18 protein-coding genes are annotated in these 25,982 nt (G+C 65.6%); 7 read left to right on the top strand and 11 right to left on the bottom strand.

Features of this window, described 5'->3' with window-relative positions; translation table 11 throughout:
• Positions 1 to 15: 15 nt before the first annotated feature.
• On the bottom strand, positions 16 to 804 hold the full coding sequence (locus J2853_RS07200; RefSeq protein ID WP_307556187.1) for an IclR family transcriptional regulator: 789 nt from the start codon (positions 802 to 804) through the stop codon (positions 16 to 18).
• Positions 805 to 1,152: 348 nt separating this feature from the next.
• On the opposite strand from J2853_RS07200, the gene J2853_RS07205 reads away from it, so the two are divergent.
• Together J2853_RS07205 and J2853_RS07210 are read left to right on the top strand one after the other, a co-directional pair.
• Positions 1,153 to 4,335 (top strand): galactose-binding domain-containing protein, encoded by a 3,183-nt coding sequence (locus J2853_RS07205; RefSeq protein WP_307556188.1) that lies wholly within the window; start codon positions 1,153 to 1,155, stop codon positions 4,333 to 4,335.
• A 127-nt stretch (positions 4,336 to 4,462) separates the two neighbouring features.
• On the top strand, positions 4,463 to 6,532 hold the full coding sequence (locus tag J2853_RS07210; protein ID WP_307556189.1) for a ThuA domain-containing protein: 2,070 nt from the start codon (positions 4,463 to 4,465) through the stop codon (positions 6,530 to 6,532).
• Positions 6,533 to 6,600: 68 nt separating this feature from the next.
• Here the strand turns inward: J2853_RS07210 and J2853_RS07215 are convergent, their stop codons facing one another.
• On the bottom strand, positions 6,601 to 7,659 hold the full coding sequence (locus J2853_RS07215) for an EamA family transporter (RefSeq protein ID WP_307556190.1): 1,059 nt from the start codon (positions 7,657 to 7,659) through the stop codon (positions 6,601 to 6,603).
• 138 nt (positions 7,660 to 7,797) lie between these two features.
• On the opposite strand from J2853_RS07215, the gene fdh reads away from it, so the two are divergent.
• Complete coding sequence (gene fdh, locus J2853_RS07220) at positions 7,798 to 10,992, top strand: formate dehydrogenase (RefSeq protein WP_307556191.1); 3,195 nt, start codon at positions 7,798 to 7,800, stop codon at positions 10,990 to 10,992.
• Positions 10,993 to 11,054: 62 nt separating this feature from the next.
• A complete protein-coding gene (locus J2853_RS07225; protein ID WP_307556192.1) occupies positions 11,055 to 12,662 on the top strand; it encodes a recombinase family protein in 1,608 nt (535 codons plus the stop codon).
• A gap of 10 nt (positions 12,663 to 12,672) precedes the next feature.
• Here J2853_RS07225 and J2853_RS07230 read toward each other — a convergent pair whose 3' ends face one another.
• Complete coding sequence (locus J2853_RS07230; RefSeq protein WP_307556193.1) at positions 12,673 to 12,897, bottom strand: hypothetical protein; 225 nt, start codon at positions 12,895 to 12,897, stop codon at positions 12,673 to 12,675.
• A gap of 345 nt (positions 12,898 to 13,242) precedes the next feature.
• On the opposite strand from J2853_RS07230, the gene J2853_RS07235 reads away from it, so the two are divergent.
• Positions 13,243 to 13,719, top strand: coding sequence for a hypothetical protein (locus J2853_RS07235; protein ID WP_307556194.1), 477 nt, complete (start codon positions 13,243 to 13,245; stop codon positions 13,717 to 13,719).
• Here the strand turns inward: J2853_RS07235 and J2853_RS07240 are convergent.
• On the bottom strand, positions 13,712 to 14,872 hold the full coding sequence (locus J2853_RS07240) for an ISAs1 family transposase (RefSeq protein WP_307555645.1): 1,161 nt from the start codon (positions 14,870 to 14,872) through the stop codon (positions 13,712 to 13,714). The two genes, J2853_RS07235 and J2853_RS07240, sit on opposite strands and share 8 nt — an antisense overlap.
• Positions 14,873 to 15,047: 175 nt before the next feature.
• Positions 15,048 to 15,305 (bottom strand): hypothetical protein, encoded by a 258-nt coding sequence (locus J2853_RS07245; RefSeq protein ID WP_307556195.1) that lies wholly within the window; start codon positions 15,303 to 15,305, stop codon positions 15,048 to 15,050.
• Positions 15,306 to 15,402: 97 nt separating this feature from the next.
• Between J2853_RS07245 and J2853_RS07250 the strand changes: the two genes are divergently transcribed.
• A protein-coding gene (locus tag J2853_RS07250; protein WP_307568558.1) for an IS3 family transposase occupies positions 15,403 to 16,613 on the top strand; the annotation gives its coding sequence in 2 pieces (ribosomal slippage) (positions 15,403 to 15,712 and positions 15,712 to 16,613; 1,212 coding nt in all).
• On the opposite strand, the gene J2853_RS07255 is transcribed toward J2853_RS07250, so the two are convergent.
• The 4 genes from J2853_RS07255 to J2853_RS07270 all read right to left on the bottom strand — a co-directional run bounded on the left by J2853_RS07255 (position 16,574) and on the right by J2853_RS07270 (position 22,351).
• Complete coding sequence (locus J2853_RS07255) at positions 16,574 to 17,767, bottom strand: NACHT domain-containing protein (protein WP_307556196.1); 1,194 nt, start codon at positions 17,765 to 17,767, stop codon at positions 16,574 to 16,576. The genes J2853_RS07250 and J2853_RS07255 overlap by 40 nt on opposite strands.
• A 1,289-nt stretch (positions 17,768 to 19,056) precedes the next feature.
• The gene (locus J2853_RS07260; RefSeq protein ID WP_307554833.1) at positions 19,057 to 19,827 is read right to left on the bottom strand and encodes a transposase family protein; all 771 of its coding nucleotides are present in this window, start codon (positions 19,825 to 19,827) and stop codon (positions 19,057 to 19,059) included.
• 164 nt (positions 19,828 to 19,991) lie between these two features.
• On the bottom strand, positions 19,992 to 20,267 hold the full coding sequence (locus J2853_RS07265; protein ID WP_307556197.1) for a hypothetical protein: 276 nt from the start codon (positions 20,265 to 20,267) through the stop codon (positions 19,992 to 19,994).
• Between the two features lie 873 nt (positions 20,268 to 21,140).
• Positions 21,141 to 22,351 (bottom strand): IS3 family transposase gene (locus J2853_RS07270; protein ID WP_307568558.1). Its coding sequence is split into 2 segments (ribosomal slippage): positions 21,141 to 22,042 and positions 22,042 to 22,351, totalling 1,212 coding nucleotides; the frame shifts between segments, so codons are not numbered across the junction.
• 70 nt (positions 22,352 to 22,421) lie between these two features.
• Between J2853_RS07270 and J2853_RS07275 the strand changes: the two genes are divergently transcribed.
• On the top strand, positions 22,422 to 23,075 hold the full coding sequence (locus J2853_RS07275; RefSeq protein WP_307556198.1) for a DUF4352 domain-containing protein: 654 nt from the start codon (positions 22,422 to 22,424) through the stop codon (positions 23,073 to 23,075).
• A gap of 545 nt (positions 23,076 to 23,620) precedes the next feature.
• On the opposite strand, the gene J2853_RS07280 is transcribed toward J2853_RS07275, so the two are convergent.
• Positions 23,621 to 24,139: a hypothetical protein gene (locus tag J2853_RS07280; protein ID WP_307556199.1), complete on the bottom strand. Its 519-nt coding sequence runs from the start codon at positions 24,137 to 24,139 to the stop codon at positions 23,621 to 23,623.
• A gap of 212 nt (positions 24,140 to 24,351) precedes the next feature.
• Complete coding sequence (locus J2853_RS07285; RefSeq protein ID WP_307556200.1) at positions 24,352 to 25,461, bottom strand: site-specific integrase; 1,110 nt, start codon at positions 25,459 to 25,461, stop codon at positions 24,352 to 24,354.
• Positions 25,462 to 25,982 lie beyond the last annotated feature (521 nt).

The following is a 25,982-nucleotide window of genomic DNA, read 5'->3' on the forward strand; positions in this document are numbered from 1 at the left end:
GCAGGTGTTCGCGGCTCAGTGCGGGACGAACTCCCCGTTCCTGGGTGCGGTGTAGCCGATCCGGCGGCCGATGTCGGCCGCCATCGCGAGCGCGGTCGGCGCCAGGCGCCGGCAGTCCTCGACGCTGAACCGGTTGGCCGGCGCGGAGACGCTGAGCGCCCCCACCGGCTGGCCGGAGGTGTTCATGATCGGTAGCCCGACACAGCGCACGCCCTCCTCGTTCTCCTCGTCGTCGATCGCGAAGCCCTGAGCCCGTACGACGGCGAGTTCGGCGAGCAGCGTGTCGCCGACGAGGGTCCGGGGCGTGTGCCGGTCGAGCGGGCGGGCGAGGATCTCGGCGCTGCGCCGTTCCTCCAGGAGGGCGAGAACGGCCTTGCCCATCGCCGTGCAGTGCATGGGCGCGCGGCTGCCGATCCGCGAGACCAGCCGGATGGACTTGGCGCTCTCGACCTTGTCCACGTAGACGATGTGGTCGCCGACGGGGATTCCGAGGTGCACGGTCTCGCCGCTGAGCTCGACCAGTTCCAGCAGGTACGGCCGGGCCGCGGCGCGAAGGTTGTCCTCTTCGAGGTACTGCCCGGCGAGGGTGATGAGGGTGACGCCGAGGTGGAAGGCGCCCGCCGGGTCACGGTCGAGGACGCCGAGTTCGAGGAGTGAGGTGGCGTATCGATGGGCCGTGCTGACGGCTACGCCCGCGCGGCCCGCGAGCTCGCCCAATGTGATACCGGTCCGGCCGGATTCGGATACCGCATCAATCAGCTCGAATGCCTTGTCAACGCTGGATGATTTTCTTCCGCTCTTCATTCGAGTTACTCGAATCTATTTTCATTTATTTGTAAGATTTTTGCGATGTTTGCACTGAGGGGAGTCGCTGTCAACCCTTTTCTCACGGCAACTGTCATTGCGGAGTGAAATGTCGAATGTCCGTTTTATGGTTATTTGTCGGACTTAACCGTTTATGTGAATTTCGCTGGAGGGTTGTGAAGGCTGATCGTGACAAGACGGAAACATTAGCCCTGAGGCATTGACACTTTTGTATCAGACAGGCAAAGTTCCATCGAAGACGGCGAAAGCTCGGCGGCTTACGCTGTTTGTTAGTCAAAAGGTGCGGCGGCGCGCTCCTCTTTTCCAGGTGTATTGGAAGGAGCACGCATGCGTAGGCGCGTACTCGCGTTTGCCACCAGCGCCGTTCTCATGATCACGGGGCTCGTGGCCCTCCCGCAAGCCGCGATGGCCGCCGACGTCTTGCAAGAGGTCACGCTCGCCAAGGGCACCGCGGACATGGGCGAGCCGATGTCGCTGGCGGTCCTGCCGGACCGCACCGTGTTGCACACCTCGCGCGACGGGCGGATCTTCTCCACCGACGCGTCGGGCGACACGAGCCTGGCCGGCACCATCCCGGTCTACACCCACGACGAGGAGGGGTTGCAGGGCATCGCCGCCGACCCCGGCTTCGCGACCAACCGCTGGATCTACCTGTACTACGCGCCGGTGCTCTCGACGCCGGCCGGAGACGCGCCGTCCACCGGCACCGACGCGGACTTCGCCCGCTGGCAGGGCCACAACCAGCTGTCCCGCTTCACCGTCAGGGCCAACGGCACGGTGGACCTGGCCAGTGAGAAGAAGATGCTGCAGGTCACCACGGACCGCGGGATGTGCTGTCACGTCGGCGGGGACATCGACTTCGACGCCCAGGGCAACCTCTACCTGACCACCGGCGACGACACGCAGCCGTGGTCGTCGAGCGGCTACACGCCGATCGACGAGCGGCCCGGCTTCAGCTGGGACTTCGACGCCCAGCGCACCTCCGGCAACACCAACGACCTGCGCGGCAAGCTCCTGCGGATCAAGCCCCAGCCCGACGGGACCTACACCGTCCCGAGCGGCAACCTCTTCGCGCCGGGGACGGCCAGGACCCGTCCCGAGATCTACGCGATGGGCTTCCGCAACCCCTTCCGGATGTCCGTCGACAAGGCCACCGGCGTCGTCTACGTCGGCAACTACGCCGCCGACTCCGACACCGCCGACCCGAACCGGGGCGAGGGCGGCCGGCAGGAGTTCGAGCGCGTCACCGGCCCCGGCAACCACGGCTGGCCGTACTGCCAGGGCTACAACAGCCCGTACAACGACTTCGACTTCGCCACCAACACCTCCGGGCCGAAGTTCAACTGCGCCGCGCCGGTCAACAACTCCCCGCACAACACCGGCCTGACCAATCTGCCGGCGGCCAAGCCCGCCTGGATCGCCTACGACGGCGGCGCGCCCTCACAGCTGGGCAACGGTGGCGGACCCATGGCCGGTCCGGTCTACCGCTACAACGCGGCCCTGAACTCCCCGGCCAAGCTGCCGCAGAGCTACGACGGCAAGTTCTTCGCCGGTGAGTTCACCCAGAACTGGATCAAGACGATCACCGCCGACGGAGACGGCAGCGCCGGCACCATCGCGGCGTTCCCCTGGACCCACACGCACATCATGGACATGGCGATGGGGCCGGAGGGCGCGCTCTACGTCCTCGACTACGGGGCCGGCTGGTTCAACGGCGACGAGAACTCCGCGCTGTACCGGGTGGAGAGCGCCCCCACCGGCAACCAGGCGCCGACCGCGGTCGCCACCGCCAACAAGATCTCCGGTCAGGCGCCCCTGGCGGTGGCCTTCAGCTCGGCCGGTTCCAGGGACCCCGAGGGCGGCGCGCTCACCTACGCCTGGACCTTCGGCGACGGCGGCACGTCGACGGCGGCCAACCCGTCGCACACGTACACCGCCAACGGTTCCTACCAGGCGAAACTGACCGTCAGGGACCCGGCGGGCAACGTCGGCAGCGCGACGGTCACCGTCACGGTCGGCAACACCGCCCCGACGGTCACGCTCAACGGCCCGTCGAACGGTGCGATCTTCCAGTTCGGCGACGCGGTGCCCTACCGGGTGACGGTGACCGATCCCGAGGACGGCACGATCGACTGCTCGAAGGTGAAGGTCAACTTCATTCTCGGGCACGACCAGCACGGTCACCCGATAACCAGCGCGACCGGCTGCACCGGTGTCCTGCAGACCACGGCCAACAGCGAGCACAGCCAGAGCGACAACATCTTCGGCGTCATCGACGCGACCTACACCGACAACAGCGGCCTGATCGGCAACTCCCAGATCATCCTGCAGCCGGCGCACCGCCAGGCCGAGCACTTCGGCGGCTCCAGCGGCAACGTCACCGTGTACCCCAGCCCCAACACCGAGGGCACCTACGTCGGCGCCATCGAGAACGGCGACTGGCTGTCGTTCACCCCGTACAACCTGACCGGCGTCACCGGCGTCACCGCGCGGGTCTCCTCGGCCAACGCGGGCGGCACGCTGGAGTTCCGTACCGGATCGGTCACCGGGCCCCTCGCCGGATCCGTCGCGGTTCCCGGCACCGGCGGCTGGGAGAACTGGGTCACCGTCAACGGCTCGATCAGCCCGCCGAGCGGGACCGCCCCGCTGTTCCTGGTCTTCAAGGGCGGCTCCGGCGGACTGTTCAACGTGGACCACTTCACCTTCACCGGCGGTGGGCCGGGACAGGGCGACCTGGCGCGGGGCAAGCCGGTGACGGCCTCGTCGACCGACGATCCGGCCCGCACCGCGAACCTGGCGGTGGACGGCGACACCACCACGCGCTGGTCCAGTGCGTATGCCGATCCGCAGTGGATCCGGGTGGATCTGGGTGCTTCGTACGCCCTGAACCGGGTGCGGTTGAACTGGGAGGCGGCGTTCGGCCGGGCGTATCAGATTCAGACCTCACCGGACGGCAGCGCCTGGACGACGGTTTATTCCACGACGACCGGTGACGGTGGGGTCGATGATGTGGCGTTGACCGGGACGGGTCGTTATGTGCGGGTCAACGGCACGCAGCGGGCGACGGCGTGGGGGTATTCGCTGTTCGATCTGAATGTGTTCGGTACGCCGGTGGCGTCGGGGTCGTCGTTGTTGTCGCAGGGGCGGCCGGTGACGGCGTCGAGCGTGGAGGCGGGTGCCAACGTGGTGGCCAACGCGGTGGACGGCAACACCGCTACGCGGTGGTCGAGCGCGTATGCCGATCCGCAGTGGATCCGGGTGGATCTGGGCGCTTCGCGGCAGGTCAGCCGGGTGCGGTTGAACTGGGAGGCGGCCTACGGGCGGGCGTATCAGATCCAGACCTCACCCGACGGCACCACCTGGACGACGGTTTACTCCACCACCGCCGGTGACGGCGGGATCGACGACGTGACATTGACCGGGACGGGCCGTTACGTGCGGGTCAACGGCACCCAGCGCGCCACCGCCTACGGCTACTCCCTGTGGGAATTCGAGGTCTACGGAAGCTGAGAGGAAACCACCCGTGCGTACCCTGTTCAAAGGCAGGACGGCATTCGCAGTCGCCACGGTCTTCGCCATGGTGCTCGCCATGGCGGCACCGGCTTCTACCGCTTCTGCCGTGTCTGCTGTGCCTGCCGTGTCCTCCGTTTCCGTGACCGCGGCCGCGGCCCCTCCGATCACCTACAAGGTCCTGGTCTTCTCCAAGACCACGGGATTTCGCCACTCCTCGATTCCCGACGGCATCGCGATGATCAGGCAACTGGGCGCCGACAACGGGTTCGCGGTCGACGCGACCGAGGACGCCGCCGCCTTCACCACCGCGAACCTCGCGCAGTACAAGGCCGTGGTGTGGCTGTCGACCACGGGTGACGTGCTCAACGCCGCCCAGCAGACGGCGTTCGAGTCCTACATCCGAGGCGGCGGCGGTTACGCGGGCGTCCACGCGGCGGCCGACACCGAATACGACTGGCCCTGGTACGGCGGGCTGGTCGGCTCCTACTTCAAGTCGCACCCGGCGACCCAGCAGGCGACGGTGCGCTTCGAGGACCGGGCCAACCCGTCGACGGCGCACGCCCCGCAGACCTGGACCCGCACCGACGAGTGGTACGACTACCGCACCAACCCGCGTACGGACGTCAAGGTGCTCGCGAACATCGACGAGTCCTCCTACTCCGGCGGCACCATGGGCGCCGACCACCCGATCACCTGGTGTCACGGCTACGAGGGCGGCCGGTCCTGGTACACCGGCATGGGGCACACCGAGGAGTCCTACGCCGACCCGGCCTTCGCCACGCTGGTGCTCGGCGGGATCCAGGTGGCCGCGGGTGCCGCGCACAGCGACTGCCGGCCCGAATCCGGCTACACACCGCTCTTCGACGGCACCCAGGCCAGCCTGGACAAGTGGCGTCAGGCCGGACCCGGGGGATTCACCCTCGCGAACGGCACCCTCAGCTCCTTCGGCGGCATGGGCCTGCTGTGGTACCCGCTGAGCACCTTCGGCGACTACTCGCTCAAGCTCGACTGGATGATGCCGGGCGATGACAACGGCGGCCTGTTCATCGGCTTCCCCGACCCCCAGGGCGATCCGTGGGCCCCGGTCTCCACGGGCCACGAGATCCAGATCGACGCCACCGACGCCGACCCGTCCCGCACCACCGGCAGCGTCTACAGTTTCCAGGCGCCGGACTCCGCGCTGCGCGCCGCGAACCTCAACCCGCCCGGCATGTGGAACACCTACGACGTCAGGGTGCACGGCCGGCACGTCGAGGTCTACCTCAACGGCGTGAAGATCAACGACTACACCAGCACCCGGAACATCGCCAACGGCTACATCGGCGTGCAGAACGACGGCGACGCCGCGCACATCAGCTACCGCAACATCCGCATCAAGCCGGACTCAGGACCGCCAGTGCCGCCGGCCACCGACCTGGCGCGGGGCAAGCCGGTCACGACGTCGAGCGTGGAGGCGGGCAGCGCCCACGTGGGCGCCAACGCCGTGGACGGCAACGCCACCACCCGGTGGTCGAGCCTGTATGCCGATCCGCAGTGGATCCGGGTGGATCTGGGTGCTTCGTACACCCTGAACCGGGTGCGGTTGAACTGGGAGGCGGCGTTCGGCCGGGCGTATCAGATTCAGACCTCGCCGGACGGCAGCGCCTGGACGACGGTTTATTCCACGACGACCGGTGACGGTGGGGTCGATGATGTGGCGTTGACCGGGACGGGTCGTTATGTGCGGGTCAACGGCACGCAGCGGGCGACGGCGTGGGGGTATTCGCTGTTCGATCTGAATGTGTTCGGCACGCCGGTGGCGTCGGGGTCGTCGTTGTTGTCGCAGGGGCGGCCGGTGACGGCGTCGAGCGTGGAGGCGGGTGCCAACGTGGTGGCCAACGCGGTGGACGGCAACACCGCTACGCGGTGGTCGAGCGCGTATGCCGATCCGCAGTGGATCCGGGTGGATCTGGGCGCTTCGCGGCAGGTCAGCCGGGTGCGGTTGAACTGGGAGGCGGCCTACGGGCGGGCGTATCAGATCCAGACCTCACCCGACGGCACCACCTGGAGCACGGTTTACTCCACCACCGCCGGTGACGGCGGGGTCGACGACGTGACATTGACCGGGACGGGCCGTTACGTGCGGGTCAACGGCACCCAGCGCGCCACCGCCTACGGCTACTCCCTGTGGGAATTCGAGGTCTACGGAAGCTGAGCGGCTCCGGGACCCCGGGCACTCAACGGAAGCCGAGCGGCTCCGGGGCCTCGAAGGGCTCGGGGAACTCAGTCGATCGGGGAGGAACGCGTGGCGATCCGGACACGGGCGCCGCGCGTTCCTCTTCCGTACGGCTCGACCCCGTCCAGCCCGACTCCGACCGGCGTGGATCCGTCAGGCTCACTTTCCTCCGGCCTGGCCCCGCCCGGTTCGACGGAGCGCGTACGGACCACGGCCAGCTGGGCGAAAAGCGCACCGCTCAGGACCAGGGCCCCTCCGAGCAGTTGGGGAAGACCGAGCGACTGGCCCAGCAACCACCAGGCGATGACCACGCTGGCGACCACCTCAAGTGAGGCGATTGTGGCTCCGATGGCCGCGCTCAGGCGGCGCACCGCCGCGATTCCGGTGATGTAGGCGATCACCGTACCGACGACGACCAGCCATCCCACCACCAGCGGGCCCGGAAGCGTCCGCTCTCCCAGGGCCAGGTCGGCGGTGAGCAGGTGCCAGGGGAGGGACCAGGGCCTGACCACCGGCACGAGCGCGACCACCGCGCCGATGAGTCCCCAGGTGAGCGCGCCGAGCGGGTCGACGTCCTTTCCCGCGTCCTGGCTGAGCAGGAAATACGCCGCCGCGCAGACGGCCGTGGCGAATCCCAGGACCAGGCCGAGTCCGTCCAGGCGCAGGCCCTGCCACACCTCGACGACGCAGGCGAGCCCGCCGATCGCGAGAATCGCACCGATCAGGGCGGCACGCGGCAGCCGTACGCGTCGCACGATCCCCACCCAGGCCAGGACCAGAACCGGTGCGGCGTACTCCAGCAACGACGCGATGCCCACCGGCAGGCGGGCGACCGTCGCGTAGTAGAAGGCCTGGACCGCGGCGAAGCCGAGCAGGCTGTAGGCGGCGACGAACACCAGCCGGTGGCGGGGAACGATCAGGGCCCTCGGCCTGCTCACGAGGGTCACCAGCAACAACACGAGCGCCGCTCCCGCGAGCCTCGTCCACACCACCTGTGACGGCGACAGGCCCGCGTCGATGAGTGATCTGGCCAGGGGACCGGAGAAGCCGAAACACAGGGCCGAGACGACCGCCAGGATCAAACCGTGGGCGCTGGATCGAGGCATCTGAGCGTCTCCTTTCGCTCTCAACACCTTCATAAACGTTTTGATGGTGTCGTTCAATGGGGTGTCGGTGGTTTTTGTGATGCATTTCCGTTTTGTGGGAGGCGGTTAGACCCTCTGGGCCGGGGTAGGACCGCCGCCATGGCAGGGGGGAAGAACTGGATCTCCCGCTGGCCGGTGTTCCGGCAGCTCATGGGAGAGAACGGCAGGGGTGAAGCCGCGCGTTCGGCGCGCACCGACGCGCTGAGGCCCCGCACCGAGAAGGCCGACAGCGTCGCCAAGTCGATCTGCCCGTACTGCGCGGTCGGCTGCGGCCAGCTCGTCTACGTCAAGGACGGCAGGGTCTCCCAGATCGAGGGTGACCCCGACTCGCCCATCTCCCGCGGCAGGCTCTGCCCCAAGGGATCGGCGAGCAAGCAGCTCGTCACCCATCCCGGCCGGCAGACGCAGGTGCTCTACCGGCGGCCGCACGGCACCGAGTGGGAGCGGCTCGATCTCGAGACCGCGATGGACATGATCGCCGACCGGGTGGTGCGCACCCGGCGGGAGACCTGGCAGCAGGAGGAGGAGGGCAAGGTCGTCCGGCGCACCATGGGCATCGCCGGCCTGGGCGGGGCGACGCTGGACAACGAAGAGAACTACCTGATGAAGAAGCTCTACACCGCCATGGGTGCGATCCAGGTGGAGAACCAGGCCCGTATTTGACACTCCTCCACCGTCCCCGGTCTGGGGACCAGCTTCGGGCGTGGCGGCGCGACGGACTTCCAGCAGGACCTGGTCGAATCCGACTGCATCGTCATCCAGGGCTCCAACATGGCCGAGTGCCATCCGGTGGGGTTCCAGTGGGTGGTGGAGGCCAGGGCGCGAGGCGCGAAGGTCTTCCACATCGATCCGCGCTTCACGCGGACCAGCGCGATCGCCGACCGGTACATACCGATTCGTGCTGGAAGTGACATCGTCCTGCTCGGTGCGCTGGTCAACCACGTGCTCACGAACGAACTCGACTTCCGCGAGTACGTGCTGGCCTACACCAACGCCTCGACGATCGTGTCCGAGGACTTCCAGGACACCGAGGACCTGGACGGGCTGTTCTCCGGCTTCGATCCGGAGACGAACACCTACGATCCGTCGAGCTGGGCCTACGAGGGCGCGGGCGAGGAGGCCGCCGCCGGGCTGCGCGGCGAGCAGCTGGAGGGCGGCCGGCACCACGCCGAGGCCGCGGGTGCCGAGCAGTACGGCTCGGGCGGCGCCCCCGCGCCCTCGAAGCCACCCACCGACCCCACGCTGGCCCACCCGCGATGCGTCTACCGGATCCTCAAACGGCACTTCGCCCGCTACACCCCGGAGCTGGTGGCCGAGCTGTGCGGCATCTCCCCGGAGGAGTTCACCGAGCTCGCCGACGCGATCACCGCCAACTCCGGCCGCGAGCGCACCACCGCCTGGGCGTACGCCGTCGGCTGGACCCAGCACACGGTGGGCGCGCAGTACATCCGCACGGCCTCGATCCTGCAACTGCTGCTCGGCAACATGGGCCGCCCCGGCGGCGGCATCCTGGCGCTGCGCGGCCACGCCAGCATCCAGGGCTCCACCGACATCCCGACGCTGTTCAACATCCTGCCGGGATACCTGCCGATGCCCCACGCGCACCGGCACGAGGGGCTGGACGACTACCTGTCCCAGGCCGGGCCCGACACGGGCTTCTGGGGCAGGAAACGCGCCTACACGGTGAGCCTCCTCAAGGCGTGGTGGGGCGACGCCGCCACCGAGGAGAACGACTTCTGCTTCGACTACCTGCCGCGCCTCACCGGCGACCACGGCCACTACACCACCGTGATGGGGCAGATCGACGGCACCGTGAAGGGCTACTTCGTGGTGGGGGAGAACCCGGCGGTCGGCTCCTCCGGCGGCAAGGCCCAGCGCCTCGGGCTGGCCAACCTCGACTGGCTGGTGGTGCGCGACCTGACCCTGGTGGAGACGGCCACGTTCTGGAAGGACGGCCCGGAGCTGGAGACCGGGGAGATGCGCACCGAGGACATCGCCACCGAGGTGTTCTTCCTGCCCGCCGCGAGCCACGTGGAGAAGGAGGGCACCTTCACCAACACCCAGCGGCTGCTGCAGTGGCGGGAGAAGGCCCTCGAACCGCCGGGCGACTGCCGTAGCGACCTGTCGTTCTACTACCACCTGGGCAAGCTGATCAGGCAGCGGGCGGGCGACGACGAGATCGACCGGCCGCTGCGCGAGCTGACCTGGGACTACCCCGAGCACGGCGAGCAGCGAGAACCCTCGGCGGAGGCGGTGCTACGCGAGATCAACGGCACCGGCCCCGACGGGCGGACGCTGTCGGCCTACACCGACCTCAAGGCGGACGGGTCCACCCGGTGCGGCTGCTGGATCTACTGCGGGGTCTACGCCGACGAGGTCAACCAGGCGGCCCGGCGCAAGCCGGGGCGCGAGCAGACCCCGGTCGCACCCGAATGGGGCTGGGCCTGGCCGGCCAACCGGCGCATGCTCTACAACCGCGCCTCCGCCGACCCCGAGGGCCGTCCGTGGAGCGAGCGCAAGGCCTACATCTGGTGGGACGCGGACAAGGGGGAGTGGACCGGGCACGACGTGCCGGACTTCGAGAAGACCAAGCCGCCCGACTACCTGCCCCCCGACGGGGCCCTGGCAGAGGCGGCCCTGGCCGGAACCGACCCGTTCATCATGCAGCCCGACGGCAAGGGCTGGCTGTTCGCCCCGGCGGGACTGGCCGACGGCCCGATGCCGGCGCACTACGAGCCGCACGAGTCGCCGGTGCGCAACTCGCTGTACGGCCAGCAGTCCAATCCCGCGCGTCAGGTCTACCCGCGTGCCGAGAGCCCCTACAACCCGCCGGAGTCGCCGCGCTTCCCGCACGTGCTCACGACCTACCGGCTCACCGAGCACCATACCGCGGGCGCCATGAGCAGGCCGCTGGCCTACCTCGCCGAACTGCAGCCCGAGCTGTTCTGCGAGGTGTCGCCCCTGCTCGCCGCCGAGCTGGGGCTGGCCAACGGAGGCTGGGTGACGATTGTGACGACGCGCACCGCCATCGAGGCCCGCGTCCTGGTGACCGACCGCGTCCGCCCGCTGCGGATCCAGGGCCGGGTGGTCCACCAGATCGGCCTGCCGTACCACTGGGGCTGGGGCAGCGGCGGCCTGGTGACCGGCGACGCCGTCAACGACCTGCTGCCCATCGTGCTCGACCCGAACGTCTACATCCAGGAGGGCAAGGCCGTGACCTGTGACCTGCGACCCGGCAGACGCCCCAGGGGAAGGGCCCTGCTCGATCTGATCGAGGAGTATCGCCGTGGCTGAACGGATGGGGTTCTTCACCGACACTAGCATGGTGTACCCATAGGCTCCATATACTGGTGGGCATGAGCGACAGCGACCTGCTCCCCGAGGGTGCTCGCACCTTATCTGGCCTGCGCGTTGGCCTTTATGTCCGTATCTCCGACGACCGTGAGGAATCGGGCCGAGGAGTGGCCCGTCAGCTTGAAGACGCAACCGCCCACGCTGTGCGTCGGGGTGCGTCTCATGCGCCGGTGTACGAGGAGAACGACACCAGCGCCTACAAGAAGCGGCGGCTAGTGGTCCGGAGTGAGGCCGGCGACCCGTACTTCGTCTGGCGTGTGATCCGCCCGGTATGGCAGCAGATGCTGGCCGATCTCCGCCGTGGCGCGATTGACGCGGTCGTGGTCTATGACATCGACCGGCTGGCGCGTGACCCGCGTGACCTTGAAGACGCGATTGAAATCGCCCAGTACCGGGGCAAGTGCTTCGAGGGCGTGACCGGCTCGCTCGACCTCAACACGGACTCCGGCGTAGCGATGGCGCGCGTCATGGTGGCAATGGCGTCCAAGTCGTCCGCCGACACGGCTCGACGGGTGAAGCGGATGCACCGGGAACTGGCCGAAAAGGGCATCTCGAAGGGCCCGTGGCGGCCGTTTGGCTGGAACGAGGACAGGACGACCGGTCACCCCGTCGAGGCGGAGTTGATCCGTGAGGCCGTGCGGAAGATCCTGGCGGGCGTCCGTGTCGGCGGCATCGTGGCGGACTGGGATGAGCGCGGGATCAGGACGCCTCGCGGCAACAGGTGGGTGTGGACCAACCTGCTCCAGTTGCTGCGGAATCCACGCCTCTGCGGGTATCGGGGACGGGTGAATCAGCGGCTCAATGACAAGAGTGCGTACGTCAACGAGATGGAGATCGTCACCAGGCCGGACGGCACGGAAGTGCTCGGGCAGTGGGAGCCGATCATTACCCGAGATGAGTGGGACAGGCTGATCAAGAGGATCGGCAAGCACGCGAAGCCGACCGGGCTCCCCGGAGGGGCCAGCGCCCGGAAGTACCTGCTGACCGGTTTTGCCCGGTGTGGTGTTTGCGAGGGGCATCTGAAGATGGCAGGCAACGCCGTCCGCCCCACTACGCGGTACACGGAGAACTTCTTCTACTACTGCTCCGGCGTGGAGCGTGGCGAATGTCCGGGCAACCGCCGGACAGGCCCGCCCGTTGATGAGCTGATCCGTGACCTGATCTTCAGGGTCCACGACCAGCAGATGAGCGGCGGAGTGGTCGAGGAACGGGGTGACACGCCCGAGGAACTGGCCGTGCAAGCGCGGCTCGCCGACATCGACGAGTTGATGCATGACCTGTACGAGCGGTGGAAGGCGAGGAAGCTGCCGTCCGACCGGTACTTCACCATGTCCGATGATCTTGAGGCCGATAAGGGGGCGTTGATGGCGAGCCGAGCCACCCAAACCCAGGTTGTTGCCGACGCCGTCTTCGCCGACGCGGTCAGGAAGGGCTGGGACGATGCCACGCTGGACGAGAAGCAAGCGTTTCTCGGGAAGTACCTGAAGGCGGTGATCATTCATCCGATCCCGCTCATGAGGAGCAAGAACAGCGACAAGATGGTGCCATCCCCGAAGTTCAACCCGGACCTGATCGAGCCGGTGTGGATCCACGGCTCGCCGATGAAATAGGACACCGGTCTCAGGCGGCCTGCCGCCTCGGGAGGGCGGGCTCACGACTTCCGCTTACGCGGATGCCGAGGCAGGCATTGGCCGCCGCCCATTCATCCGGGGAAAGCCGGGGGGCGATTGCTGCGTGGCGCTCCAGCCACGCTTCACGCTTGCGTTCGTCCTCGCTCACGGGCGCCGGGTCATCCTCGGCGCCGGCGACCAGGGAATTACTGCCGGAATTCGTGAAGTCGACCATGGTGCTGAGACTTTCGTTCGGCGGCCGATTCAGACAGTTAGGACCCAACTCGATTGAATATGTTGAATCCCACATTCAATCCGAGTTGGGATGTGGTCGAAGGACTCGCTGAGAGCTGATATGGGCAGTACAAAGCATCCGACCATCTGGTCGGTGGCTTTTTTCGTTAAGGTGCGGTCAGCCCTAGCCCATCACCCGACCGAATGATGGGCTAGGCAAACAGCGTCGCTCAAATCGAGGAATGCGCCGGCCTAAAGGGTGTATAACCTGCCCATGAGCACCCCCCAACCCCCGTCCCAGCACCCCCAGGCCCCTGTCGATAACGGTCCATCCATCAGTCCCGGCATGTGGTGGCTCGCCGGAGGAATCGGCGCAGCCTTGATTCTCGGAACTGTGGTAATCGGCGCCGCGAGCACCATCGAGTCGGCGCCCTCGGCAGGTCCGCTGAGGTCTGTGATCGCCGAGGACTTGGTGGACGACATCAACGACGCGGGCATCAAATGCATGAACCCAGTGGAGTATCAGCTGGACGACGCCGAGGTAGGCATGCGCGCGGTCAGCTGCTCGCTCTACGGCCCGGACGGCAGCTGGCACGGGCTGATCTCTGTCAAGACGTCTATCGGCAACGACGAGCTCTTCGCCCGGGAGGTCGCCTTCTACCAGCAGCCCGACACGAAAGCCATGACCAACTTCCCTATCTGGGTGGCCAAGGGTGACCGCTGGCTGGTGTCGGTCGGCACGGCTCCGGACACGGCTAAGGCCATAGCGACAGTCCTCGGCAGGGCCCCGGCAAAGTCGGTTGGGCGGCTCTTGATCATGTGAGGCCGAGGAGGGCCAGAGGGCGGGTGGCGTCTCGGGAGAGGTGCCGGATGGCCTGGGCGAGGTTGGTCGCGCCGGTCAGGCGCAGAACGCCGATGGCGAGGTTGCGCAGGGCGGCCATGTTGCGGGGTGCGTTGCCGGTGCGGGCTTGGGAGTGGTCCTCGCCGTAGGTGACGTCGCGGACGTAGTGGAGCCGATTTTCGATGCTCCAGTGGCCGCGGATCCATGCGGCGAGGTCGGCGGGGCTGGCCTGCCAGGTGGGCAGGCTGGTGATGGCGTAGACGGTCACGGTTCGCCATTTGCCCTGCTTCAGATCCCTGACCTGGCGTTTGATCTGCATGGCTTGGACAGCGTGCGGGAAGAGCAGGCCGGCTTTGACGGTGAGCACCTTCAGCGTGCGGCGTTCCTCGCGGCCGTGTCCGCGATCGCGCCGGCGGTCGGCAATGGGGACCCGTTTCCACAGCAGGCGTTTGAGCTGGGTGTGCAGGCTGGGCTGATTCTTCTTCACGATCAGTATGTAATGGGCGTTCTTCTTGGTCACCAGGAAGGTGGCATGATCGCGCTGGGTGTGCAGCGCGTCGGCGGTGAGGACACATCCGTCCAGGTCAAGACCTTCCAGCAGGGGCTGGAATCGGGTGATCTCGTTCGTTTTGCCGTCCACGTCGGTCTGGGCCAGCACCAAGCCGGAGTTGTGATCGAAGGCGGCCAGCAGGTGCACGGTGCTGTGTTCGGCCAGGCGAGCACCGCGTAGCGCCTTGCCATCCACCGCGATGGCCTGGCGTTGTCGGCCGCGCCCGGATGTCGGGGCGCTTTCGGCGTGTATCTGCAGGCGGGCGGTCAGCCACCCAGTGAGGATCGCATCGAGCATGTCGGCGTCGACAACCTCCAGCAACCGGCGGATCGTCGCCTCGTGTGGTGGCCGATGAGCTCCGATCACGGGGTCGCGTCTGACCTCCAATATGGCCTGGACCTGGACTGGAGCATCAGCGATCCATTCGCCGATCGCGGTGAAGGACCGCGCTCCGGCCAGGACCGCCGCTGCGGCCACTGCCAGTACCGAAGCCAGCGCGTGTCGGATCCCGCGTCGATCGCGCGGATCGGGAACCTGCCGTAACTGATCCAGCAGGCTGGCGTACTCGGCGACTACGACGGGCATGGAGTCGCAGCTCACTTCGGCCAGTTGGTTCAGGGCAGGGTTGATCGGCAATGATGAGGGGGCAGGCACGGCCTTCTCTGATCATTTGGCGTAGAGAACCTCATGATCTCGAAGATCGTGCCTGCTTGCTTACCGGCCGGCTTCGCGTCCGTCACTCCGCGAACCGGACATCACATCATTCAACGCCACTATGCCGGGGCCCTGGGGTGAGCCCGACCGCGAGCGCGAGCGTTATGACGCGTAGCAGGGTCAGGGCTCTGTCGGCTTTCCAGCTCGTCAGTGGTGTGGTTGCGAGCGTGGAGGACGCGGGCTGTTCCGCCCACTTGATCACTCCGTCCGCAGATCCGACCGCGAATCCGAACGCGAGCCCGAGCACGAGCCCGAACACGAGCACGCCCGCGAACTCGCCAAACCCGACCACGAGCCCGACCACGATCCCGACGGCGAGTCCACCCTTGAGGGGCCTTCACCCCGAGGTGTGGACATCTTGAGTGCCAGATCATAGAGATCTGGAGACCAAGGAGTTCCTCGTGGCCATGAAGGCCTACTCAGTTGAGTTCAAGACAGACGCCGTCGCGTTGTATCTGTCGGACCCGTCGCGGACGTACGCGTCGGTGGCCAAGGACCTGGGCGTCAACCGTGAGACGTTGCGCCTGTGGGTGCACCAGGCGCGGTCTGCCGGCACTGCTCCGAAGACGGGCTCGGTGAAGAGGCCGCCGACGGGATTGGTAACCTCCGGCAACGTGCTGGAAGAGGAGAACAAGCAGTTGCGGGCCCGGATCCGGGAACTGGAGCTGGAGCGCGAGATTTTGCGGCGGGCGGCCAAGTATTTCGCCGGGGAGACGAACTGGTGAGTCGCTTCCAGTTCGTTGCCGATCACCGTGACGCCTTCGGGGTGAAGCGACTGTGCCGAGTGCTGGAGGTCTCCCGGTCGGGGTTCTATCGGTGGGTGGCCGCCACACCGGCGAGGGCGGTGCGGACGGCGGCCGACGCTGCGCTCGCGGCGGAGATCAGGCAGATCCACGCCGACTTCGATGGCACCTACGGCAGCCCGCGGGTGACTGCCGAGCTGCGCGATGCGGGCCGGCGGGTCAATCACAAGCGGGTGGCGCGGATCATGCGGGTCTTCGGCATCGTCGGGCTGCATCTGCGTAAGAGGGTCCGCACCACGGTGCCCGAGCCCTCCCATCAGAAGATGCCCGACCTGATCAAGCGGGACTTCACCGCGGCCGCGCCGAACCAGCGGTACGTGGGCGACATCACCTATCTGCCCGTCGGTGAGGGACAGTTCTTGTATCTCGCGACGGTGCTGGACCTGCATTCACGTCGCCTGGCTGGTTGGTCGATCGCCGATCACATGCGCACCGAGCTGGTGACCGACGCGCTGCGGGCAGCCGCCGCCACGCGGGGTGGTGACCTGGCCGGGGCGGTCTTTCACTCCGATCACGGGGCGCAATACACCTCCGCCGACTTCGCCGCCGTGTGCAAGGAGTTCGGTGTTCGCCAGTCGATGGGCGCCGTCGGGACAAGCGCGGACAACGCTGCCGCCGAGGCGTTCAACGCCACTCTCAAACGCGAGACGCTGCAGGGCGCCAAACGCTGGTCCTCGGCCCGCCAGGCTCGCCTGGAGGTCTTCAAGTGGATCACTCGCTACAACACCCGAAGGAGGCACTCCAGCCTGAACTACCTCAGCCCGATCACCTACGAGCAGCGGTCCGATAGGGTCCTGCTCGCCGCATGACAGCTGGTGTCCACATTTTGGGGCCAAGGCCCGAGCCCGAAGATGAGCCACTTTGCGAGCGCATTTCGCAAGTGTTTGGTGAGGTTAGTTGTTCTTCCTGGCAGATGCAGATCGGCATATCCGGGAGTCTCGGTGAACCAGGTACCGCGCCCGAACGTGAGCCCGCTCACGAACCCGCCAATAAGCCCAAACGCGAGCCCGCCGTAGAACCCTGTCCTGAGCCCGAGCCCAAGCATGATCCCGAGCATGCTCGCAAGCAGGCCCGCAAGCCCGCCCGCAAGCCCGCCGGTAAGTCCGCCCACGAGCCCGGCCCGCCAGGCGGCGCGGCGTCGTCCGGTGTGAGGGATGGTGTGCTGGGCGAGTTGCCACCAGGCCAGGTCGTAGGTGCTGTGCTGTCGCAGCACACCGGCGAGGTAGGTCAAGTGGTCGCGGGCGCGATCGGGGTTCCAGGCGATGCGGGGCCGAAAGTGTTCGGCGGGGTCATCGCTGGGCGGTCGGCTGTCGATGACGGCGGCGATGAGGTGGTTGAACAAATGGGCCCGCAGCGTCTCCTCCTGCTGGGCCAGGTGGCCAATCAGGGGGGCAGGGTCGGTGGCGGGAGTGATGTAGACGGTGCGTATCAGCCACAGGCCCAGCGCAGTTCCCGCGAGCCGACTCAGGCCCGCGTGGGAGGCGGTTTGCAGCGCGGCCCAGATCGGCGTCCAGTCGTGGTGGGGCACCGGTGGCAGGCAGATGCGCAGGTAGTTTTCGGCGTCGGCAGGAGCGATCGGGGCCGGGGAGATGACCGCAGCAGCGGTCAGCACGTCGCCTGCTTGCTCGACTGCTTCGGCGAACTCATCGAAGCGACTGGTGAGGATGAATTGATCCCCTTGATTCAGCCGTCGGTTCAACGCGCCAATTACCGCGACGCGGGCTTGTTTGGGGATCTCGTCTAGGCCGTCCAGAATGGGCAGGATGTGGCCGTGGTCGAGGAGGGTTTTGGCGGCGTCGGGCCCGAATTGTGGGGCGTTCAGCGCCGGGTAGTCACGGGGCAGGCGGGTGGCGAGCCAGTCGTGCAGTCGTGGGTAAGCAGCGGTATCCCAGCCGTTGACTGGTACCAGAACCGGCACCGGATCGGTCGCATCCCGGCTGGGCCCCACCAGGTGCAGCAGCAACTGAATGGCCAGGGTCGTCTTGCCGGTCCCGGGCCTCCAGTAATGACCAGCCGACGGCGCCGCAATTCCCGGAAAGCATCGGCCAGTTCGGGGATCTGGTCGCTGGAACCGCCGAACGTCAACAGGTGCTCGCCGACCAGGCGCGGATGGTCCATCATTCTGACGTCGTCGACCAGACGCCAGGTGATCGAGATCGATTCGGGATCGTCCAGAGACCGAGTGATCGCCTCAGCGTCCCACTGGTTTTTAACCCGGTCGATCAGCGTCTGCTTCGCGTCGGCGATGGTTTTTTCGCTGGTTACCTGTCCGGGCGATGCGGATCGTTGCTTGGCCCAGATGAGTGCTCCTGCCGCCAAGGTGATTGCGGCCAGAGCAACTGCCATCAGATCGGCGATGTTGATCTGCTCTTTGAGATCCAGAGCTTTGGCGACCCTGCTCACCATGAAGGCCAATATGATCACCGCTGAGGCTGCCGCCAGGATCGGCCACCACGATCTGCGTCCGTTCACTGGCGCATTTTCTCGCGCCCATCACATCTGCGGGATGGATGTGCACAAAAAGTAATCAGATAGCTGCTGGGTGCGATCCGTTGCCTTCGCCGGCCACTGCCGCCGTTTCCGTCTCGATCTGACGCAATCGGTGTTTCCGCAGGTAGAAAATCGGCGCGAGCTCAGAGCAGGCCCATCAAGAGAGGAAGACACACCAGGACCAACATGACCAACTACGCCGCCAGACCAACACCACTATTTTCGGGGGATGTGCGCAGAGTCGACGACAGGGCCCAGGGACAGTGGCCGCAGATCCGTCAACGATGCCGCCTGCAACATGCACCGGCTACGCCACTTGCCGCCGTACATGAACGTTCTGGACTAAGGTTCTGTCTTAGCGATCATGGAAGCGGAGCGAACTGTCGTGGTGCGCGACGGGCAAGCTACCTATATTGCGATTCCATCACTTACCCCAAGTGAACGAGCCGAACGCGATGCAATGTCGGGATGAAGCGCATCACCAGACAGCAGCGGGTGACCGCGATCCTCTTAGGTATCGCGGTATTTATTGCGTTAAGCGGCGTAGCCGCTTCTGTAGCGTTCTTCACAGGTGATCCGCAGCCTATCAGTTTCTCCTGGCGAATCATTCTATCGTCGCTTGTTGCAGTGCTCGCGGCGCTGATCGTATTCAACCTGCAGAGCCGACAAGCTCTGCGACGACTCAAAGCAGCCGAGGAAGACCCGGGACAACGCATCCGCGACCGTATTGAGCGCGTCAACTTGGCATTCACTGAGCCTTTTTCATCCTTGGGCGAGCCGGTGGTTCTGAAGAACAGCGATGGCCTTGCACAGGTGTCCCGCCTTGCTGGGGCTGCAGCGGAGCTTTCGCAGGATGCGCCAGCTCTTGAGCTGGGCGTTCGCGCGCTCGCCTGGACCGCGCAGGCGGGCGTGTGACCGATTGGCCCGCTTCTGCGATCCGGGCTTGTTCTTGCCCTTGTATGGAGTGAGGACCGGGCCTTCGGCTCCCTGGTAGGCCTTGTCTGCGAGCGTGATGATCCCGGCCCGTTCCAGCTGGCGCAGGATGCCCCAGATCCGGGCGGCGCTCAGATCATGGGTCTTGCCCGGCAGCGCCCCGGAGGTCCATAAGATCGTCCCGTCTGGTGAGGCGATGACCTGGACGTTCATCCCGTGTACCCGGTGCTTACCGGAGAAGTACGGCCGGTCGGCCTTGACCCGGTCGGTGCGGATGAGGGTGCCGTCCAGCACCAGGTAGTGCAGGCCGTCCTTGCTCGCTTTGCGCAGCGCTTGCCGGAGCTTCGGGGAGCGTGTCGACAGCAGTTTTACCGTCTCCTCCACGTAGCGCCATGCGGTCGTGGTCGACACTCCGAACCCGGCTCCGAGCTCGCTGAAGGTATCGCCCTTGCGTAGGTAGACCAGTGTGAGCAGGGCCTGCTGTCCGGGGTTCAGCCGCCGCCAGGTTGACCCGATCGCCTTGCGACGTCTGCGGATCAGGCCGGCTACGTAGTTCAGCGTTGAACGCGACAAATCGACGGCGGCGCGATAGAACAGCACCCGGAGCTCCTGGTTGTGACGGGCGTGGTTGTGGTGATCAACCCGTCTACCAGGAGCTTCTCTATGTCATCAGGCGAACGGCAGGCTCGCGATCAGGCTGTGACTTGCGGACCGCCATTAGAGGATGAAAAAGGTTCACTGAAGCCGCCACCCTCATGGAGGACCTACAGCGTGACCTCGCTGCCCAGCAGACCGCTCGCGAAGAACTCCTCGCACAGGCCGAAGAACAGCAACGGCTTCTCGCTGTCGACCATGAGCAGGCCGAGAACATTCGGCAGATTCTGATCGGTGAAACCAAAGCCACGATCCGCGCCGAGCGACGTCAGGAGTGGATGTTTTTCGCCCTCGGTGCGATGATCTCCATCCCCATCGGGGTCGTCATCAACGTGCTCGTCCCCTGACATGAAGAACGTGCCCGACCTCAGATCGAGGTCAGGCACGTTGTGGATCCGGAGCTACAGGCTTTGAAAAACCGGCCGTTCTGACAGCCTGCTACGCCACCTGCCATCGCGCGAGCATCTTGGACTCCTACTCGCTGCCGACCGTCCCATCGGTGGGCACTTCAGGGCGTCGTCCGCCTTGGTTAGTGTCCGCTTACGCCCGGACAAGACGAAGGGCGTGCAGTACAACTGCACGCCCTTCAGGAAGCAGCGGTTCAGATCGGACAGTCACCTCGCGCGTAGGGCACCTGGGCCAGCGCAGTACCCGGTTCGGCAAGCCGCGAACGGCTGATCACGCAGGAAAGCACCTACCTCCTACGAGGCGGGGTGTATCGCTCCCAGGCGTCTCTTCAGACGATACGAATCGACAAAATCTGTCAAGGGAAAGTCTTCTTCTTATGTTAAAAAATTCCACCTCAGGGCGAAATTCGACCCGAGCTACTTCTTGTATTGATGCCAAAGAGTTACGGTCCTGCAACGCGTTTTGCATTCTGCAGACAGGCGAGGGATGTATAGCCACGTTTCAGGTCATCAGGTGCTTCTCTGGCGCTGACCTGATAGTGCGACACCCACGGATTGGTCCATAGAATCTCACAGCTACCATCAATCAGGCGGATGTTTGAGGCGTCTTCTACGCACCCCCAGCCCAGGAGTTCCGATGGCGAATCAGTACGGCCCGCAGGACCCGTATCACCAGCCACAGCAGCCGTACGAACAGCCACCGCAACCGCCAGCCGGCTACCCCCAGCAGCAACCATACGGTCAGCCCTATGGACAGCCGTATCCCCCGCCCGGCTATGGATACGGTCCACCTCCGCAGAAGCCGGGTAGGGGCGCCGTGGGGCCTTGGCCCCAAAATGTGGACACCAGCTGTCATGCGGCGAGCAGGACCCTATCGGACCGCTGCTCGTAGGTGATCGGGCTGAGGTAGTTCAGGCTGGAGTGCCTCCTTCGGGTGTTGTAGCGAGTGATCCACTTGAAGACCTCCAGGCGAGCCTGGCGGGCCGAGGACCAGCGTTTGGCGCCCTGCAGCGTCTCGCGTTTGAGAGTGGCGTTGAACGCCTCGGCGGCAGCGTTGTCCGCGCTTGTCCCGACGGCGCCCATCGACTGGCGAACACCGAACTCCTTGCACACGGCGGCGAAGTCGGCGGAGGTGTATTGCGCCCCGTGATCGGAGTGAAAGACCGCCCCGGCCAGGTCACCACCCCGCGTGGCGGCGGCTGCCCGCAGCGCGTCGGTCACCAGCTCGGTGCGCATGTGATCGGCGATCGACCAACCAGCCAGGCGACGTGAATGCAGGTCCAGCACCGTCGCGAGATACAAGAACTGTCCCTCACCGACGGGCAGATAGGTGATGTCGCCCACGTACCGCTGGTTCGGCGCGGCCGCGGTGAAGTCCCGCTTGATCAGGTCGGGCATCTTCTGATGGGAGGGCTCGGGCACCGTGGTGCGGACCCTCTTACGCAGATGCAGCCCGACGATGCCGAAGACCCGCATGATCCGCGCCACCCGCTTGTGATTGACCCGCCGGCCCGCATCGCGCAGCTCGGCAGTCACCCGCGGGCTGCCGTAGGTGCCATCGAAGTCGGCGTGGATCTGCCTGATCTCCGCCGCGAGCGCAGCGTCGGCCGCCGTCCGCACCGCCCTCGCCGGTGTGGCGGCCACCCACCGATAGAACCCCGACCGGGAGACCTCCAGCACTCGGCACAGTCGCTTCACCCCGAAGGCGTCACGGTGATCGGCAACGAACTGGAAGCGACTCACCAGTTCGTCTCCCCGGCGAAATACTTGGCCGCCCGCCGCAAAATCTCGCGCTCCAGCTCCAGTTCCCGGATCCGGGCCCGCAACTGCTTGTTCTCCTCTTCCAGCACGTTGCCGGAGGTTACCAATCCCGTCGGCGGCCTCTTCACCGAGCCCGTCTTCGGAGCAGTGCCGGCAGACCGCGCCTGGTGCACCCACAGGCGCAACGTCTCACGGTTGACGCCCAGGTCCTTGGCCACCGACGCGTACGTCCGCGACGGGTCCGACAGATACAACGCGACGGCGTCTGTCTTGAACTCAACTGAGTAGGCCTTCATGGCCACGAGGAACTCCTTGGTCTCCAGATCTCTATGATCTGGCACTCAAGATGTCCACACCTCGGGGTGAAGGCCCGTGTTCTGGCTTCTCATCGTCTGCGTACCCATCTTGCTGCTATTCAGCTGCGTTGCGACCGTCGTCAGTATCGGCGGCGATACCACGGTGACCACGCAGGAGGACCGGCCCGGCGCTGTGCGGTCGGCCGCCCCTGAGAGCACCCAGCCTTCACCGGTTCAAGAGGCCGAGTCTCCGGCCGCCGCCGAGAACACCCAGCCTTCACCGGTTCAAGAGGCCAAGCCTTCGGCCGCCGCTGTTGGCGGCGCGATCACTCTGCAGGGACGTGATTCTGGACTACAGGTCGCTGTGACCCTCGTAAAGGTCGTCGAAAACGCGAAACCAAAAAACGACTACTCCAAGCCGGAGACCGGAAATCGCTTCTTCGCGGTCCAGTTGATACTTAACAACACGGGCCAAGCGGCCTACAGCGACAGTCCTACCAATGGCGCCTACGTGATTGACGCCGAAGGCCAGCAATACTCCTCAGCGTACGGGGACGTGCAGGAAGGCGTGTCGTTCCACGGGTCAGTGACGATGGGGGCCGGTGACAGCCGTAAAGGCATCATCGTCTTCGAGGTGCCCCAGGCTGCGAAGATCAGCAAATTTCAGTTCGCACTGAATAGCGGATTCGCTGACCAAAAGGGTGAGTGGCTCACGCAAGCTGCGGGGTAGCGAAGTCTCCTGATCTCTCGCACAAAGCGGGCCCTGCGCTATGGCCTGAGATTGTGATATCTCCAGGAAGGCGACACTTCCTCATCGAGGCGGAACCGTCTGCCCTTCTCCAGGGTCGCAGCAGCCGCACCCGCCAGCGCCGGTGATTCCCGCTGCTGCTGACCTTGAATACTGCGAGGGACGCCCGCTCTCCTTCGGGATGGCGGATGCTTCTTCTGGAGCTCCCAACAAAACCACGCTCACCGGCCAACCCGCGGCACTGGCCAGCCGTCTTACAGGCGTCTCATCTCTCTGCTTGTAGCCGTACAAAGCGAAGGGGCCCCCAAGATGGGGGGCCCCTTCGCTGTCCGTACCGATGGACCAGCGAGGCCTACAAGTAGTTGCCGTCACGGCGCAGGAACCAATGTCAATGCAGATCAGTGGTCCCCCTCAAGCGCACTTGAAGATCTTTCGGAAGCTCTGACCTGCATATCTGTTGAAAATTTCGCCGACACTACGGGGACCCGTATGCGCCTACATCACGGGATCGTCTCTGGGATGCCTTCTCAGCTCTGCCAGACGTTGTAGTCGACGTAGTAATCCGCGCCAACCTGGAAGTAGGCCCGGCGCCACCCCTTACTCACTTCGTCTTGCCTGATCACTTGAGTGCCGAGGAGGTCGTCGCCCCCTATATTGTCGTGTTCTAGTGCCCATACGCGCATTTCCGGTCCGCTCATGACCATTTGCCTGTCTACGTTCCGCGTGCGTCCACCCTTCATTTCCCCGCGCCATATTTCAATATGGTCGAACTTCAGGCTGACATCATCGACACCGGACTCAAAGATGCCGCCGGGATCGTTGGGCCTAGTGCAGTGGAAGTTCGCGAAGTGCACCATGATGAGGCCCTTCCGCTGCGCCCGTAGCTTGGACCCCTGAGCGGAAGCCGGAGCGGCATACGCCCCGACCACTGCGGCTCCGACGAGACCAGCCGTCACGCCGAGCGTCTTGGACATGAAGGCCCGTCGGCCTGGAGTTTCGATGGCAGGGCGCCGGCAGACACCTTCCGGCGTCTGTGGGGTATTCATATGTATTTCTCCTGCCGTGGGTTCGTGTGTGCGGAGCGTGACGCCGAGGAGGCTTCTTGCGCTAAGTGTTCGCTTAGGTGCGCATAGTAGTCAATCATTGAAGCTGGCGTGTTGCGCTTGCGTCTGTACCGGTATGCGACCTACAACAGCGGCCGAAAATGCAGAACGCGCCCGGCCTCGGATCGAGGTCAAGCGCGTTGTGGTTCCCGTGGCTACAGGTGGGCGACCGGGTTGTCCCTCCACTTGTCGCCTTCCTCGATGTACCCGAGCATTGCCTTGCTGCCGTCGGCCCAACCGCCATGCCTTGAGATCTTCTCCAACTGAGCACCGGCCTTACGTGCTTCCGTAGCGAACCCGCGCCGCAAACTGTGGCCGGTCCAGCGACCTTCTAGGCCAGCAGTGTTGGCAATCCGGGTAACGACCTCGGCAGCGGCCTCGGCAGTAATCCGGCCCTCGGGGTCACCGATGGCTACGCCCTTGCGCATCATCTGCCGCGTGTCGATGTTGCCGAGGATGTCGACGCGCACGAAAAGCGGCCCGCTGGTGCGACCTTTCTCGGCCATGGCGGCGATCAAGGCCAGAACCGTACGGACGGGGCAGGTGTCTGCCTTCCCACCGCCGTAGGTCACTGCGACCTCGGTGTACTTCTTGATCTTGCGCCGGTAGATGTTGACCAACAGGCCGTCCTCGGTCGCGGTGACGTCGGCGATGTTCAGGGCGGAAAGCTCAGAGACGCGGGCAGCGGTGGCGTAGCCCAGCAGGAGGAGGGCAGCGTTGCGCTTACCGGCGAGAGTCGACCGGTCGATCTTGTCCAGCATCGACCGCAAGGGATCGCGTCCGGCCGGTGCTGCCTTGCGAGTCTGCGCCGCAGGGTTGTGCGTCGTGGCGAGGTACTCGCGGTAGCCGGAGAGGACCTTCCTGGCGCCCTTCGTCTGCGGCGGGTTGACGTCGGCCGCGTTGTGCCACGTGCGGATCGCTGCCAAAGCGCGCTCAATGCTTGCCGGGCCCAACGGCTTGCCGGTGCGGGCAGAAATGGCGGTCGTCAGGTGGGTCACGTATTCCGTCATGGTTTGCGAGGTGGCGGGCATTGAGACGCGACCCTGCGAGACACACCAAGCGTCGAAGGCCTTCCAGTCCTTCGTGTAGGCCCGCATGGTGCTGGCGGGAATTCCGGCGGCGACAGCGTCCCGAGCGGCATCGCTCAGGAAGTGATCGGCATCGGTGTGGATGGCAACCGCAGAGGCCGGAGCGTAGGCGGGCACGATCTCCGCCAGAACAGGGCGGCCAGCGACCTCGATCTCACGGGAGGCAATCTCAGTCACGGGGGTGTCCTTCGGTAGCGACTAGGTCAACAAGTGCTCTTGAGAAGAAATATTATCACGAGCACTCTCCAAATTGATCTAGAGGAGGCCCTATGAGGTCGCAAACAGGCAACGATGGCGATCAAGGGCAGAAAACGGCTTACGCCTACGACGGTTCTGCTAAGGCGAGGGAGTGGAGCCGATGACCGCGTCACATGAGCGTCGTCGAGCTCGACCGTCACGGCATCAAGGGCATGTGTCCCGTCGGCCTGGCCCACGTTGCCTGCGGTCGGCGTCGGCGCCACGGATCCGCAAAAAATGCGCGCGGTCGATGAGGCAGGGGCATGCCCAGTTCATCCGCGTCACGGTTGGCTTGCCCACTGACACTGCGTGCCCCCACAGGTACAGGTCCAGCTCCCTACCAGCCCTTGACATATATGAAGAGGGGGCACCCTTAAACGGCCCTCATGAAGAGACACCCGCCCGGTCATTCAGGTGGATGGGCCACCCCGAGTTAGTTGGAGGCTCCGATACCTGGAAGG

Origin of the sequence: Streptosporangium lutulentum (assembly GCF_030811455.1) — a bacterium.
Taxonomy (GTDB): domain Bacteria; phylum Actinomycetota; class Actinomycetes; order Streptosporangiales; family Streptosporangiaceae; genus Streptosporangium; species Streptosporangium lutulentum.